This is a genomic window from Pseudomonas vranovensis DSM 16006, from assembly GCF_000425805.1.
GTDB lineage: Bacteria > Pseudomonadota > Gammaproteobacteria > Pseudomonadales > Pseudomonadaceae > Aquipseudomonas > Aquipseudomonas vranovensis.
Map to the genome: position 1 here is coordinate 142996 of NZ_AUED01000004.1, position 13318 is coordinate 156313.

Genomic DNA, 13318 nt, shown 5'->3' on the forward strand with positions numbered 1-13318 from the left:
AAGCCCGCGCCTTCAGTTTGTTCTGCGCAGAAAAAAGGCGACCTGAAGGTCGCCTTTTTTGCCCAGCCGCAGTATCAGAACTCGTGATCAGCAGTATCCGGGTTCAGGTTGGCAATGCCCAGCTTGCCTGCAGCCTGCTCGATGGCACCGGTCTGCTTGACCAGCGAGGCGATGGCGTCGCGCACGATCTGGTTGCCGGCGGTGTTGTCGGCAGCGATCAGCTGGTCGTAGTGCTCACCCTTGTTGGCGTGATCGACGATGACCTGGATCTTCGCTTCAGTGGCTTCGAGGTCGGCCTTGAGGGTGGCGTCGGTGGCCGGGTCGATCTTGGCGACCAGTGACGACAGGCTCGGGCCGGTCATCTTGGTGCCGTCGGCGCGCAGGTACTCGCCCAGGTAGACGTTGCGGATGCCCTTGGCGTCGTAGAAGTGCGAGTAGTGGGTGTTGTCGCTGAAGCAGTCGTGTTCGTCTTCAGGGGAGTTGGCTTCCAGGGAAACCTTCATGCGCTCGCCCGCCAGTTCGCCCAGCGACAGGCTGCCCATGCCGAACAGCATTTTGCGCAGGCCGTCGGTGACAGGCTCGGCTTCGAGGGTGGCGCGGTAGTTGGTGGCGACGTTCGGCGCCCAGTTGCCGACCATTTCTTCAAGGTCGCTGACCAGCAGTTGGGTCACGGCCTTGAGGTAGGCGCGGCGGCGCTCGTTGTGGCCGCCAGTGGCGCCTTGGCCTTCCAGGTAGTCGGAGGCAGGACGGGCGCCGGCGCCTGGGCCGGTGCCGTTCAGGTCCTGGCCCCAGAGCAGGAATTCGATGGCGTGGTAGCCGGTGGCAACGTTGGCTTCGGAACCGCCCAGCTCGTTGAGGCTGGCGAGTTTCTCCGGGGTGATTTCCTTGACGTCGATCTTGTCTTCGCCAACCTGGATTTCTGTGTTGGCGATGATGTTGGCCGAAGCACCCGGGTTACCCAGGGCGTGCTCGTAGCTGGCGTCGACGTAGTCGATCAGGCCTTCGTCCAGCGGCCAGGCGTTCACTTGGCCTTCCCAGTCGTCGACGATGGTGTTGCCGAAGCGGAACACTTCGCTCTGCAGGTATGGAACGCGCGCAGCTACCCAGGCGGCCTTGGCGGCTTTCAGGGTTTCGTCGTTGGGTTTGGCGAGGAAGGCATCGATGGCGGTCTGCAGGGTTTTCGCGGTGCTCAACGAGTCGCTGTACACGGCGTGGACCATGTCGGCGTAGTGCTTGACCACGGCCTTGGCGGCGGCCTCGTCGACGGCACCAGCAGCCGGTGCCGCTGCGCTGGCGGCAGGCGCTTGGGCTTGCGGTGCGGCGGCCTTGTCCTTGTCGTCGCCGCAACCGGCGAGAGAGATGGCAATGGCCAACAGACTGGCGGTGGCCAGAGGCATACGAATCATGGTGAATTCCTGCGTCGAGAGGTTGGACACGCGTACCGGGGTACGCAAAGCTGCAACATAATGCGAAAGATTTGCATTTTGTGTAAAGGGGCAGTCACGTAAATATTCAAATGCGTGGTTATGCCCGTTTGCTCAATGCCGGTGGGGGTTACAGAATTGAAAGCTGGTTGCGTTGCGCCTGCTTGAGGAAGGCTGTCAGCTCCCGTGCGGGCAAGGGCTTGCTGTAGTGGTAGCCCTGACCTTCGTGGCAGCCCTGGGCAATGATGTAGGCTTCCTGCTCTGCGGTTTCCACGCCCTCGGCGATGACCTGCATGCCCAGGCTCTTGCCCAGCTGGATGATGGCGCGAACGATGGTGGCATCGTCGTCGTCATCGAGCAGGTCCTGGACGAAGCTCTTGTCGATCTTGATCTTGTCCAGCGGCAGCGATTTCAAATAGCTGAGCGAGGAGTAGCCGGTACCGAAGTCGTCGATGGCAATCAGGGCGCCGGAACGACGCAGGCTCAGCAGGTGCTGGGCGGCGGTGCTGATGTCTTCCATCAGGCCGGTCTCGGTGACTTCCAGCTCCAGGCTGCGCGGCGGCAGGCGGTAGATCTGCAGCAGGTTGTTGACCACCCGCGGTAGTTCATTGTGGTGCAGTTGCACTGTCGACAGATTGACCGCCATGCGCAATTCGCTGAAGCCCTGGTCGTGCCATTCGCGCAATTGCCGGCACGCCTGGTCGAGCACCCACTCACCAATGCTGATGATGTTGCCGTTCTGCTCGGCCAGGGGAATGAACTGGTCAGGCGGGACCATGCCCAATTCCGGATGTTGCCAGCGCAACAGGGCTTCGACGCCGACCACACGCTGGTCGCGGTAGCTTATTTGCGGTTGATACACCAGGTACAACTGGTTGCGTGGCAGGGCTTCGCGCAGGTCTTTTTCCAGTTCGCGACGGCGGCGCATCTCGCTGTCGACGCTGGCGATATAAAACTGGTAGCGATTGCGCGAGCGAGTCTTGGCCAGGGTCATGGTCTGTTCGGCTTTTTGCAGCAGCTTCTCGGTGCTGTCGCCGTCTTCGGGGAACAGGGTGATGCCGATGGTGGCGCGCAGGCGGATTTCCTGGTGGTCGAGGGCGAAGGGCGCCTCCAGGTCATCGAGGATGCTCTGGGCCAGTTCCGCCGCCTCGTAGGGTTGTTCGATATCGGCCTGCACCAGTGCAAACTGATCGCCACCCAGGCGCGCCAGGGCGCCGAGCCTGCCACTGTGGGCACGCAGGCGATCGGCCAGGGCCAGCAGCAATTGGTCACCGGTCTGATAGCTGAATTGCTCGTTGATGCCCTTGAAGTCGTCAAGGCCGACACACAGTACGGCCACCCGGCGCTGCAGGCGGCCGGCATCGACCAGGATCTTGTCCAGTTGCTGTTGCAGTTGCTGGCGATTGGGCAGGCCGGTGAGAAAGTCGTACTGGGCCATGCGCAGCAGACTGTTCTCGGCCTCATGGCGCAGATGGGTGTTGCGCTCGATGGAGGCCAGCAACTGGTTGGCCGTGTTGACCCATAGCCCCAGTTCGTTGCGTTCGTGGCCCTTGATCAGCGGAATCTGGTGCTGGCTGGGGCGGTCGGGGTTGATCTGGGTGAGGTGCTCGATGATCTTCGACAGCGGTTTGGTCAGCATCCAGTGGTAGACCAGGTACAGCACCAGGCCCATGGCCAAGGCGCGCAGTACCCCGGAAATGAAGATGATCACCGAGTTGACCAGAAACCCTTTGCCGTAGCTGGCAGTGTCCAGGGTGATGCTCAGGTCGCCGTAGTATTCGCTATAGGGGCCGCGGCCCACCAGTTGCGTGGTAAAGGTGCGTTCCTGGCCCAGGATCAGGTCGGTCAGCCAGCGAGTCGGGGATTCCTGCAGCGGACGGTTTTTCTCCGCCAGCATGGTTTCATTGGGATGGCCGATGGAGGCCATGCGCACCGACTCATCCTGAAACAACCCTTCCATGACCTGCATGCCCATTTCCTTGTCCAGGCTGTAGACGGCCTGGGTGGAGGGGTCGCGGAACATGTCGAGGATTCGCTGGGCGTCGTTGGCCACTGCCTGACGAGTCTTGTAGGCATCGAAGACGATCTGCGCACAACTGAGGACGACACCGACCACCAGTGCCGAGAGCAGTACAACCCTGAGCAACTTGACCGATAAGCTGTTCTTGAGTTCCAGCTTCAATGGGGTTTCCTTAATCCATGCGCGCGGCATCATTTTGCCATCAATCTTGGCAATCCACTATCAGCCGTTGGCAGAGCCCGACCCCCTTCCGGCGTCGATGTCCTGTCACCTCTGTATCGGTTCCCGACCTTGCGACTTTAATTGCGGGAATTATCCTTCCCAACGTTTGATGTTAGCGCGGTATCCGCCTGGAGCAAGAACCTCAGGGGTTGGGGCAGGCGAAAAAAAACCCGGACTGGCCGGGTTTTTTATCACTGGTTTCGCTTAGGCAGTGAAGGTCTTGCCTTCGAACTGCTCAGCGACGAACGTCCAGTTGACCAGGTTCCAGAATGCCTCGACATACTTTGGACGCAGGTTGCGGTAGTCGATGTAGTAGGCGTGCTCCCAGACGTCGCAGGTCAGCAGTGGGGTGTCGCCGCTGGTCAGCGGGCAACCGGCACCGATGGTGCTGGCCAGGGCCAGGGAACCGTCAGCCTTCTTCACCAGCCAGCCCCAGCCGGAACCGAAGGTGCCGACGGAAGTCTTGGTGAACTCTTCCTTGAACTTGTCGAAAGAACCGAACGCAGCGTTGATGGCTTCAGCCAGGGCGCCGGTTGGTTGGCCGCCGGCGTTAGGGGCCAGGCAGTTCCAGTAGAAGGTGTGGTTCCAGACTTGAGCGGCGTTGTTGAAGATACCGCCCGAGGAGGTCTTGACGATCTCTTCCAGGGTCTTGCCTTCGAACTCGGTGCCTGGCACCAGGTTGTTCAGGTTCACGACATAGGTGTTGTGGTGCTTGTCGTGGTGGTATTCCAGGGTTTCCTTGGAAATATGCGGCTGCAGGGCGTCGTGTGCGTAAGGCAGCGGCGGCAATTCAAAAGCCATGGTGATTCTCCTAATCAGGTCTGTTGCGGTGAGCGCAAGGCCGATCACGGGCGGCCGGAGTGCGTCGGGGAGTTTTTACTCTTTGCGACGCAAGGGCAGGATCATAGCACCGGGCCCTGGGCATAACCACGCAACAAGTGTACGGGAAAGAGGTTCCAGAGCCTTCGCCACCGCCAGACGAGTGGTGTTCAGGTGAGGATCAACTGGGCCGCCACGGCGAACATCATCACCGCCACCATCAGGTCGAGCAGGCGCCAGGTGCCGGGACGTGCCAACCAGGGGGCCAGCCAGGCCGCGCCCAGCGCCAGGGTGAAGAACCACAGCAGCGAGGCACTGGCAGCGCCGGCCACATAGGCACCCGGCACAGCCTGCTGGGCACCCAGCGAGCCGATCAGCAGGACGGTGTCGAGGTATACGTGCGGGTTGAGCAAGGTAACCGCCAGAGCGCTGAGCAGCACGGCCCGGCGCGAGCGCAGGCCCTGGCCTTCCGTCTGTTGCAGGCTCTGGGTCGAGCAGGCGCGCAGCAGCGCCTTGCTGCCGTACCAGATCAGGAACACAGCGCCCCCCCAACGGGCCACGGCCAGCAAGGTCGGGTTCTGGGCCAGTACCGTGGCCAGGCCGAACACCCCGGCAGCGACCAGAAGGGCGTCACAGAACACGCACAGGGCGGCCACCGGCAGGTGATGTTCACGGCGCAGGCTCTGGGCCAGGACGAAAGCGTTCTGGGTGCCGATTGCCATGATCAGGCCGAAGGCGACCAGCAGGCCGTTCAGGTAGCTTTGCCACATAGGGGACACTCCGCAGGCGCCAGCAGGACGCGGCGCTTAAAACCAAAGAAGATGCTGGCCATTCTGGGGGCTGGATCTGTATAAGAAAAACAAATAAAGCTGATCCGGCATTAGGAAAAATAATGTTCGATTACAAACTGCTTTCAGCGCTCGCCGCCGTCATCGAACAGGCGGGATTCGAGCGTGCCGCCCAGGTGTTGGGGCTGTCGCAGTCGGCGATTTCCCAGCGCATCAAATTGCTCGAAGCGCGGGTTGGGCAACCGGTGCTGATACGGGCCAACCCGCCCAGCCCTACTGATGTCGGGCGTCAGTTGCTAAACCATGTGCAGCAAGTGCGCCTGCTCGAGCGCGACCTGCAAAGCCAGGTGCCGGCGCTGAACGAGGAGGGCATGCCCGAACGCCTGCGCATCGCCCTGAACGCCGACAGTCTGGCGACCTGGTGGGCCGGCGCGGTGGGTGCCTTTTGTGCCGAGCAACAGGTGCTGCTGGACTTGGTGGTAGAGGACCAGGAAGTAGGACTCAAGCGCATGCGTGCCGGTGAAGTGGCGGCGTGCCTGTGTGGCAGTGAACGGCCGGTGGCGGGGGCACGCAGCTTGCCGTTGGGGGCAATGCGTTACCGGGCTCTGGCCAGCCCGGCGTTCATGGCCCGCTACTTCCCGCAGGGGTTTGATGCTGCACGACTGCCGCGCGCGCCGGCGCTGGTGTTCGGCCCGGATGATTTCCTGCAGCACCGCTACCTGGCGACCCTGGGCATCCAGGATGGCTTCCTGCACCACCTGTGCCCGTCGTCCGAGGGGTTCTTGCGCATGACCGAAGCGGGTCTTGGCTGGGGGCTGGTGCCGGAGTTGCAGGTGCGGGAGCAACTGACCAGTGGCCGCCTGGTAGAAATTTCGGCGGATAAACCCATCGATGTGCCGTTGTACTGGCATCATTGGCGCAATGGCGGGCAACTGCTCGCGCAACTGACCGAACATCTGCGCCACACGGCGCGGCAATGGCTGGTGCCCTTGTAGGCGTTGGCGGCGTCAGCAGCATCTGAAATCTGGTAAGGCGGAGTGGTACATGCGAATTCTGGTCACCGGCGCAAGCGGCTTCATTGGCGGGCGCTTTGCGCGTTTTGCCCTGGAGCAGGGCCTTGAGGTTCGGGTCAATGGCCGGCGTGCCGAAGGCGTCGAGCACCTGGTGCGGCGCGGGGCACAGTTTACTCCGGGGGACCTGGGCGATCCGGAACTGGCCCGGCGTGTGTGCCAGGGCGTCGATGCGGTAGTGCATTGCGCGGGCGCGGTGGGCAACTGGGGGCGCTACCAGGATTTTTACCAAGGCAATGTAGTGGTCACCGAGAACGTGGTCGAGGCCTGCCTGAAAGAGCATGTGCGCCGCCTGGTCCACCTGTCGTCGCCTTCGATCTACTTCAACGGTCGCTCGCAACGGGACATTCGCGAAGATCAGGTGCCACGACGCTTTCATGATCACTACGGGTCCACCAAGTACCTGGCCGAGCAGAAAGTTTTCGGCGCCCAGGAGTTCGGCCTTGAAGTGCTGGCCTTGCGCCCGCGCTTTGTTACCGGCGCCGGGGATGTGAGCATCTTCCCGCGCTTGCTGCAGATGCAGCGCAAGCGTCGCCTGTCCATCATCGGCAACGGCCTGAACAAGGTCGATTTCACCAGCGTGCAGAACCTCAACGAAGCGCTGCTCAGCGCACTGTTCGCCGACGAAGAAGCCTTGGGTCAGGCCTACAACATCAGCAACGGTCATCCGCTGCCGGTGTGGGATGTTGTCAACTATGTGATGCGCCAGATGCAGTTGCCACAGGTCACGCGCTACCGCTCCTATGGCCTGGCCTACAGCCTGGCGGCCCTGAACGAAGGCGCCTGCATGCTCTGGCCCGGGCGCCCGCAGCCGACCTTGTCGCGCCTGGGCATGCAGGTCATGAGCAAGGACTTCACCCTCGATATCAGCCGCGCCCGGCATCTGTTGAACTATCGACCGACGGTCAGCCTGTGGTCGGCGCTGGACGAGTTCTGTGGCTGGTGGAAGGCCCAGGATTCGCAGCACTGAACCCAGGCGTTGGTTTGCGGTCGATCAGAGCGCCGCATAAGCGGTTTATACTAGTGCCCATTTGCTACTACGGCGGTTGAAGGCTCTCATGCGTAACGATCTTCAAGACGATTTCGACAATGTCCCGAGCCTGCGGGCCGGTACGCGGGATGACGATGATTTTGAGCCGCTGCCGATGGACCGAGGTGTCGTTGCAGGCGCTGGGCGAAAAACGGCCCGGGCGCCCAGCACCGGGCCGTTGTGGGCGTTGCTTGGCGCGTCGTTCATCGCCCTGGCGGGCCTTGGCTGGTGGAGTTTCCAGCAGGTCTCGCTGATGGAGCAGCAATTGGTCGCTACTCAGGAAAGTTTTGCCCGTATCAGCGAAGAGGCAGCCGGTCGCTTGCAGGCGATCAGCGGCAAGGTCGAGGCCAGTGAGACCAGCGTCAACAGCGGCAGTGAAGCCCTGAAGCTGCAGATCAAGCAGCTGCAGGCCAGCCTTGCCGAGCAAGGCAAGCAGCAGCAGGGCGTGGCCGGGCAGGCAGGGGATCTGGGCAAGCGCCTGGAGCAGGTGTTGGCCCAGGCCAGTGAGCAGCAGGCGGCCAATGCCAAGTTGCAGAATGAATTGCAAGCTCAGTTGAAGTCGGTGAATGCGGAGCTGGCGGCGTTGAAGGCGGCCCAGGTTGACGGCGGCAAACTCGATGGCCAGCTCAAGAGCCTGAGCGCCGATGTGGCGAATCTGAAGAAGCAGGGCAATCCGAGTGCGGCCATCGAGCGCCTGGAGCAGGATCTGCTGGTGCTCAAGAGCGAGCAGGAGAATCGCCCGGCGCCGACGGCAAGTGGTGCGTCGGTGGCCGAGTTCGATGCGTTTCGGGCGCAGATGACGCGGACCATCAATACGCTGCAGAGCCAGGTGCAGAACCTGCAGCGGCAGATCAATGCCCGTCCTTGACGCGTAAGCGCAACTGACTTGATCCACGAGCGCTGCGCGGTCGATCGCAGGCTACCGCCAGCGGCTACACGCAGCCGAGGAACGAGGCTGCGATCGGCCGCAAAGCGGCCGTAGGCGATACCTTGCCTTGTCCCGCGGGGCGGTTTTACATCCGCGGATAGTCGATGTAACCGACCGGCCCCTTGGCGTAGAAGGTCTCTGGGTGCGCTTCGTTCAGTGGTGCATCCGCCGCCAATCGGGCCGGCAGGTCGGGGTTGGCGATAAACGGCACGCCGAAAGCCACCGCATCGGCCCGGCCGCTGGCCAACGAGGCATTGGCACTGGCCTTGGTGAAGCGCTCGTTGACGATGTAGGGGCCGCCGAAGGCTTCCTTGATCAATGGGCCGATGCTGTCATCGGCTTCCTTCTCTCGTGAGCAGATGAAGGCAATGCCGCGCTTGCCCAGTTCACGGGCCACATAGGTGAAGGTTTCGGCACGGTTGGCATCGCCCATGTCATGGGAGTCGGCTCGAGGCGCCAGGTGTACACCGACACGCTGTGCGCCCCACACGTCGATCACCGCGTCCGTCACTTCCAACAGCAGCCGGGCGCGGTTTTCCAGCGAGCCACCGTACAGGTCCGTGCGCTGATTGGTGCTGCTCTGCAGGAACTGGTCAAGCAGGTAGCCGTTGGCAGCATGCACTTCGACTCCGTCGAAACCGGCGGCCTTGGCGTTCTCGGCACCGGTGCGGTAGGCCTCGACGATGTCGGCGATCTCTGCGGTTTCCAGCGCGCGTGGCGTCGGGTAGTCGGCCAGCGGACGCACCAGGCTGACATGTCCCTTGGGCTGGATGGCACTGGGGGCAACCGGGGTTTCGCCGTCGAGGTAGATCGGGTGGGAAATGCGCCCCACATGCCACAACTGCAGGAAGATCCGTCCGCCAGCGCCATGCACCGACTTGGTCACGTTGGTCCAGCCGCGCACCTGGTCGTTGGACCAGATGCCGGGGGTGTCGGGGTAGCCAACGCCCATGGGAGTCACCGAGGTGGCTTCGCTGAGGATCAGGCCGGCACTGGCGCGCTGTACGTAGTACTCGGCCATAAGGGCGTTGGGCACGCGGCCTTCGTCTGCGCGGCAACGGGTCAGCGGCGCCATGATGATGCGGTTCGGCAGTTCGAGGTCGCCGAGGGTGATCGGATCGAAAATAGTCGTCATATATACCTCTGGGCTTGTCAGTGAGAAGCAGGGGCCAGTTCGGCGTTTTTGCCGCCCTGGCTGAAGGTGATCAGGGTGACGATCAGGGCCAGTACGGCCAGTGCTGCGGCGGCCAGGGGCACGCGGGTCAGGCCCAGGCCCTGGGCGATGACGGTGCCGCCGACCCACGCACCCAGGGCGTTGCCCAGGTTGAAGGCGCCAATGTTCAGGGTCGATACCAGGTTGGGTGCCGCCTTGCCGAAGGTCACCACGTTGACTTGTAGCGCCGGTACGGCGGCGAAGGCAGCGGTGGCCCAGAGGAACAGGGTTATTTCGGCCGGGATCAGGGCTGCGCTGGTCCAGCTCAGCGCGGTAGACACCACGGCCATGCTGATGAACACACCGATCAGGGTCGCACTCAGGCGCCGGTCTGCCAGCTTGCCGCCGACGATGTTGCCCAGGGTCAGGCCCAGGCCGATCAGCAGCAGGGTCCAGGTCACGCCCTGGGGCGATACGCCGGTGACGTCGCCCAGCAGCGGTGCCACGTAGGTGAACAGGGCAAACATCGAGGCCGAGAACAGCACGGTCATCGACAGCGACAGCCAGATGCCCGCGCCCTTGAGGGCGGCCAGCTCTGCGCGCATGTCGAGTTTTTCCTCGTCATGGCGAAACGGCAGGAAGCGGATCAGGCCGATCAAGGCAATCACGCCGATCACGGTGACTGCCCAGAAGGTCGAGCGCCAGCCGTACAGCTGGCCCAGGGCGGTCCCCAGCGGTACACCCAGTACGTTGGCCAGGGTCAGGCCGGTGAACATCAGGGCTACGGCCGAGGCACGGCGATTGGCCGGCACCAGGCTGGCGGCAACCACCGAGCCGATGCCGAAGAAGGCGCCGTGGCACAAGGCCGTGACCACCCGGGCGAACATCAGCAGGTTGTAGTCGGCGGCCACCGCGCACAGCAGGTTGCCGACGATGAACACCCCCATCAGAGCGATCAGGGCCGCCTTGCGGGGCAGGCGCGAAGTCGCCAGGGCCATGAACGGTGCGCCAATGGCCACGCCCAGGGCGTAGCCTGTGACCAGCCAGCCGGCGCCCGGGATCGACACACCAAGGTCCGCCGCCACATCGGGCAGCAGGCCCATGATGACGAATTCGGTGGTGCCGATGGCGAAGGCGCTGAGCGCCAGGATCAGTAGTGAAAGGGGCATTGCAAGGTCCTTGTCAGAGCTCTTGGCTCATCTGCTTGAGGAAGGCCTGGATGGTTTCCTCGTTGCGTTTGAAAAAGTGCCACTGTCCGATCTTCTGGCTACTGATCAGCCCCGCACGCTGCAAGGTCGCCAGGTGGGCCGAGACCGTCGACTGCGACAGGCCGCAGCGTTGGTCGATCTGCCCGGCACACACACCGTGTTCGGTACTGTGGTGCTGGTCGGGGAACTGTGCGTCAGGGTCTTTCAGCCAGTTGAGGATTTCTCGCCGTACTGGGTGGGCCAGGGCTTTTATTATTTCGTCGAGATCGAGAGGCATGGTTGGGCTCATGGTTGTGTAGCGGTATATCGCGATGGAGCGAAATATAAATCGGTATTTCGCGATATACAAATATGAAGAGGTTCTGAGCTCAGCGTAAATCGCTATATCGGGTTATAACGATATGAAATGGACAAGTGCTAGACTGCGCCCATGAACTACCTCGCACACCTTCATCTGGGCGGCCAACAACCCGAGCAATTGCTCGGCAGCCTCTATGGCGACTTCGTCAAAGGGCCCCTGGACGGTCGCTTCCCCCTGCCGCTGGAGGCCGCGATTCGCCTGCACCGGCAAATCGACGTCTTTACCGACAGCCACCCCCTGGTGCTCGGCGCGCTGGCGCGATTTCCGCGCGAGCGGCGGCGCTTTGCCGGGATCATGCTCGATGTGTTCTTTGATCACTGCCTGGCCCTGCACTGGCCGGACTATGCCGAACAGCCCCTGGAGCAGTTCACCGGGCGGGTGTACCAGGTACTGGCGGCGCAACCGGAGCTGCCGGGGCGGCTGGCACAGATAGCGCCTTACATGGCGGCTGATGACTGGCTGGGCTCGTACCGTGAGTTCGCGGTGCTGGAGCAGGTATTTCGCGGTATCGCCCGCCGGTTGTCGAAACCTGAGGGGATGGACGGAGCAATGGAGTTGGTCGACGCGCTTTATGAACCGCTGAGCGACGATTTCCGGGCGTTCTACCCCGAGCTGCAGACCTTCGCCGGGAAGGCCCTGGCTCGCGTCTAGGTTCAGGCGGCCTTCGCCCGGCGCTGTGTCTGGAAGGCAGGCTCTTGAACACCGAACAGCGCCACCTGGATCGCCTGCTGGGCCTTGAATGCCAGGGCAGCGCGCTCTTCGCCAGCGCTCTGGATAGGCCTCAGTAGCTGGATTTCCACCTCCCCGCAGTCGTTGGCAAACAGGCGCATCAGGTGCGAGAGCAAATCGTCGTCGCCAATGAACGGGGCAATCGGGTCGGCCTGGCCATTACGCAGGTAACGCAGGGCCACCGGTTGCAGGGCTACTTCGGTGTCGATGGCGCTGGCCAGCAGGCGACCGTGGAAGGTGCGCAGGCTGCGGCCATCGGTGGTGGTGCCCTCGGGGAAGATCAGCAAGGCGCAGGCCTGTTGCAGGTGCTGGCTGATCTGTTTGCGCAGCAGTTGGCTGTCGTTGCCGCCGCGGCGGATGAACAGGGTGCCGGCCTTGTGCGCGAGCCAGCCGGCAACCGGCCAGTTGCGCACTTCGGCCTTGGACAGGAACGACAGCGGGGCAAGCATGCCCAGCAGCGGAATGTCGGTCCAGGACACATGGTTGCTGACCCACAGCATCGGCTGTTGTGGCAGGGGGCCGATCACCCGGACCTTGAAGGGCAGGGCATTGCTCAGCCTGGTCATGAACAGCTGCGACCAGCGCTGGCGCCGCTCGGTCGAGGCCGGGATGCGCAGGCGTTCATAGAGGGTGAACAGCGCGGCCATGCCCAGCCCGAACAGCACTACCAGCAAGACCCGGAGCACGCGCGCCATGACGCGCAGGCGCGGCATCAGACTGCCGCCTTGAAGTGGCGGGCATAGCGCGGGCAGAGCTCGTCCCGTTTGAGCAGAATGAACACATCGGCGACCTGGAAGTCCTCGTCCCAGCACGGCTCGCCGCAGATCTTCGCGCCCAGGCGCATGTAGGCCTTGAGCAGCGGCGGCATTTCGGCGATGACGTTGCCGGGCAGGGCCAGGCTGGGTAGCGGATTGCGGGGTTCGGCGCGCAGGTGCTCGGTACACAGGTAGCGTTCGCGCAGGCGTTGCATGATCGCATGGGCTTGTATACCGCCGTCCTGCATGGGGATGCTGGCGCAGCCCATCAGGTAGCTGTAGCGGCCTTCATTGAGCACTTCGGCAAGTTCGGCCCAGAGCACGGCGATGGTGCCACCATTGCGGTAGGCCGGGTCGACACAGGTGCGGCCCAGCTCCAGTATCGGGCCTTGCAGGTGGCCGAGGCCGTGCAGGCTGAACTCTTCTTCGCTGTAGAAGCGGCCCAGGCTGCTGGCAGCCTGGTGGTCGAGCAGGCGCGTGGTGGCCACCAGGCGGCCGTTGTTGAGGTCACGCACACCGATGTGACGGCAATGAATGTCGTAGTCATCCATGTCCAGGCCCTGTTCGGCACCCTTGAGTTTGGCCTTGAATTCACTGCTGAATACACTGAAGCGCAGGGCTTGTGCTTCCTGCAGGGCTGCAGGGCCTACCAGGCGTTCGGCTTGCAGACGGCGTTCAGTGCTGTTGTCGCCAGAGCGAGCGATCTGAGTCATTGCGAGTCTCCATAAGCCAGCCATGGGGTTGCGGCCGGTCGACTTTGTTGTGCAAGCTCAGCCTAGGTAGACGCGGTGTCACCCCCATGAACCTTTGG

General features: G+C 62.8%; 13 protein-coding genes. 4 read left to right on the plus strand and 9 right to left on the minus strand.

Going from position 1 to position 13318, the window contains the following annotated elements:
* Positions 1–74: 74 nt before the first annotated feature.
* From H621_RS0110345 to H621_RS0110360, 4 genes are all read right to left on the minus strand, one after another.
* A complete protein-coding gene (locus H621_RS0110345; RefSeq protein ID WP_028943326.1) occupies positions 75–1406 on the minus strand; it encodes an imelysin family protein in 1332 nt (443 codons plus the stop codon).
* Positions 1407–1554: 148 nt separating this feature from the next.
* Positions 1555–3606, minus strand: coding sequence for a putative bifunctional diguanylate cyclase/phosphodiesterase (locus tag H621_RS0110350; RefSeq protein ID WP_028943327.1), 2052 nt, complete (start codon positions 3604–3606; stop codon positions 1555–1557).
* 264 nt (positions 3607–3870) lie between these two features.
* Entirely contained in the window at positions 3871–4467 is a 597-nt protein-coding gene (locus tag H621_RS0110355; protein WP_028943328.1) for a superoxide dismutase, read from the minus strand.
* A 188-nt stretch (positions 4468–4655) separates the two neighbouring features.
* Positions 4656–5255, minus strand: coding sequence for a LysE/ArgO family amino acid transporter (locus H621_RS0110360; RefSeq protein WP_028943329.1), 600 nt, complete (start codon positions 5253–5255; stop codon positions 4656–4658).
* Between the two features lie 122 nt (positions 5256–5377).
* Between H621_RS0110360 and H621_RS0110365 the strand changes: the two genes are divergently transcribed.
* The 3 genes from H621_RS0110365 (at position 5378) to H621_RS0110375 (ending at position 8241) form a co-directional block, all read left to right on the plus strand.
* Entirely contained in the window at positions 5378–6268 is an 891-nt protein-coding gene (locus H621_RS0110365; RefSeq protein ID WP_028943330.1) for a LysR family transcriptional regulator ArgP, read from the plus strand.
* Between the two features lie 49 nt (positions 6269–6317).
* Positions 6318–7313 carry an NAD-dependent epimerase/dehydratase family protein gene (locus H621_RS0110370; protein WP_028943331.1) on the plus strand — a complete coding sequence of 332 codons (996 nt, stop codon included), beginning with the start codon at positions 6318–6320 and terminating at the stop codon, positions 7311–7313.
* Positions 7314–7401: 88 nt separating this feature from the next.
* Positions 7402–8241 (plus strand): ATPase, encoded by an 840-nt coding sequence (locus tag H621_RS0110375; protein ID WP_028943332.1) that lies wholly within the window; start codon positions 7402–7404, stop codon positions 8239–8241.
* Between the two features lie 145 nt (positions 8242–8386).
* Here the strand turns inward: H621_RS0110375 and H621_RS0110380 are convergent, their stop codons facing one another.
* The 3 genes from H621_RS0110380 to H621_RS0110390 are packed head-to-tail and all read right to left on the minus strand — an operon-like array spanning position 8387 to position 10939.
* Entirely contained in the window at positions 8387–9436 is a 1050-nt protein-coding gene (locus H621_RS0110380; protein ID WP_028943333.1) for an alkene reductase, read from the minus strand.
* A 17-nt stretch (positions 9437–9453) separates the two neighbouring features.
* Positions 9454–10623, minus strand: a complete 1170-nt coding sequence (locus H621_RS0110385; protein ID WP_028943334.1) for an MFS transporter — start codon at positions 10621–10623, stop codon at positions 9454–9456.
* Between the two features lie 13 nt (positions 10624–10636).
* The gene (locus H621_RS0110390; RefSeq protein WP_028943335.1) at positions 10637–10939 is read right to left on the minus strand and encodes an ArsR/SmtB family transcription factor; all 303 of its coding nucleotides are present in this window, start codon (positions 10937–10939) and stop codon (positions 10637–10639) included.
* Between the two features lie 153 nt (positions 10940–11092).
* Here H621_RS0110390 and H621_RS0110395 point away from each other — a divergent pair, with 153 nt between their 5' ends.
* Entirely contained in the window at positions 11093–11674 is a 582-nt protein-coding gene (locus tag H621_RS0110395) for an acyl carrier protein phosphodiesterase (RefSeq protein WP_028943336.1), read from the plus strand.
* Positions 11675–11676: 2 nt separating this feature from the next.
* On the opposite strand, the gene H621_RS0110400 is transcribed toward H621_RS0110395, so the two are convergent.
* Together H621_RS0110400 and olsB are read right to left on the minus strand one after the other, a co-directional pair.
* Positions 11677–12465 carry a lysophospholipid acyltransferase family protein gene (locus H621_RS0110400; RefSeq protein WP_028943337.1) on the minus strand — a complete coding sequence of 263 codons (789 nt, stop codon included), beginning with the start codon at positions 12463–12465 and terminating at the stop codon, positions 11677–11679.
* The gene (olsB, locus tag H621_RS0110405; protein ID WP_028943338.1) at positions 12465–13220 is read right to left on the minus strand and encodes an L-ornithine N(alpha)-acyltransferase; all 756 of its coding nucleotides are present in this window, start codon (positions 13218–13220) and stop codon (positions 12465–12467) included. The genes H621_RS0110400 and olsB overlap by 1 nt, the downstream gene beginning before the upstream one ends.
* Positions 13221–13318 lie beyond the last annotated feature (98 nt).

What these genes read in the sequence shown, in the direction of transcription:
- H621_RS0110355 (WP_028943328.1), bottom strand. Translation starts at nt 4,467, where the DNA reads ATGGCTTTTGAATTGCCGCCGCTGCCTTACGCACACGACGCCCTGCAG.
- H621_RS0110390 (WP_028943335.1), bottom strand. Translation starts at nt 10,939, where the DNA reads ATGCCTCTCGATCTCGACGAAATAATAAAAGCCCTGGCCCACCCAGTA.
- H621_RS0110345 (WP_028943326.1), bottom strand. Translation starts at nt 1,406, where the DNA reads ATGATTCGTATGCCTCTGGCCACCGCCAGTCTGTTGGCCATTGCCATC.
- H621_RS0110375 (WP_028943332.1), top strand. Translation starts at nt 7,402, where the DNA reads ATGCGTAACGATCTTCAAGACGATTTCGACAATGTCCCGAGCCTGCGG.
- olsB (WP_028943338.1), bottom strand. Translation starts at nt 13,220, where the DNA reads ATGACTCAGATCGCTCGCTCTGGCGACAACAGCACTGAACGCCGTCTG.
- H621_RS0110380 (WP_028943333.1), bottom strand. Translation starts at nt 9,436, where the DNA reads ATGACGACTATTTTCGATCCGATCACCCTCGGCGACCTCGAACTGCCG.
- H621_RS0110400 (WP_028943337.1), bottom strand. Translation starts at nt 12,465, where the DNA reads ATGCCGCGCCTGCGCGTCATGGCGCGCGTGCTCCGGGTCTTGCTGGTA.
- H621_RS0110370 (WP_028943331.1), top strand. Translation starts at nt 6,318, where the DNA reads ATGCGAATTCTGGTCACCGGCGCAAGCGGCTTCATTGGCGGGCGCTTT.
- H621_RS0110385 (WP_028943334.1), bottom strand. Translation starts at nt 10,623, where the DNA reads ATGCCCCTTTCACTACTGATCCTGGCGCTCAGCGCCTTCGCCATCGGC.
- H621_RS0110360 (WP_028943329.1), bottom strand. Translation starts at nt 5,255, where the DNA reads ATGTGGCAAAGCTACCTGAACGGCCTGCTGGTCGCCTTCGGCCTGATC.
- H621_RS0110395 (WP_028943336.1), top strand. Translation starts at nt 11,093, where the DNA reads ATGAACTACCTCGCACACCTTCATCTGGGCGGCCAACAACCCGAGCAA.
- H621_RS0110365 (WP_028943330.1), top strand. Translation starts at nt 5,378, where the DNA reads ATGTTCGATTACAAACTGCTTTCAGCGCTCGCCGCCGTCATCGAACAG.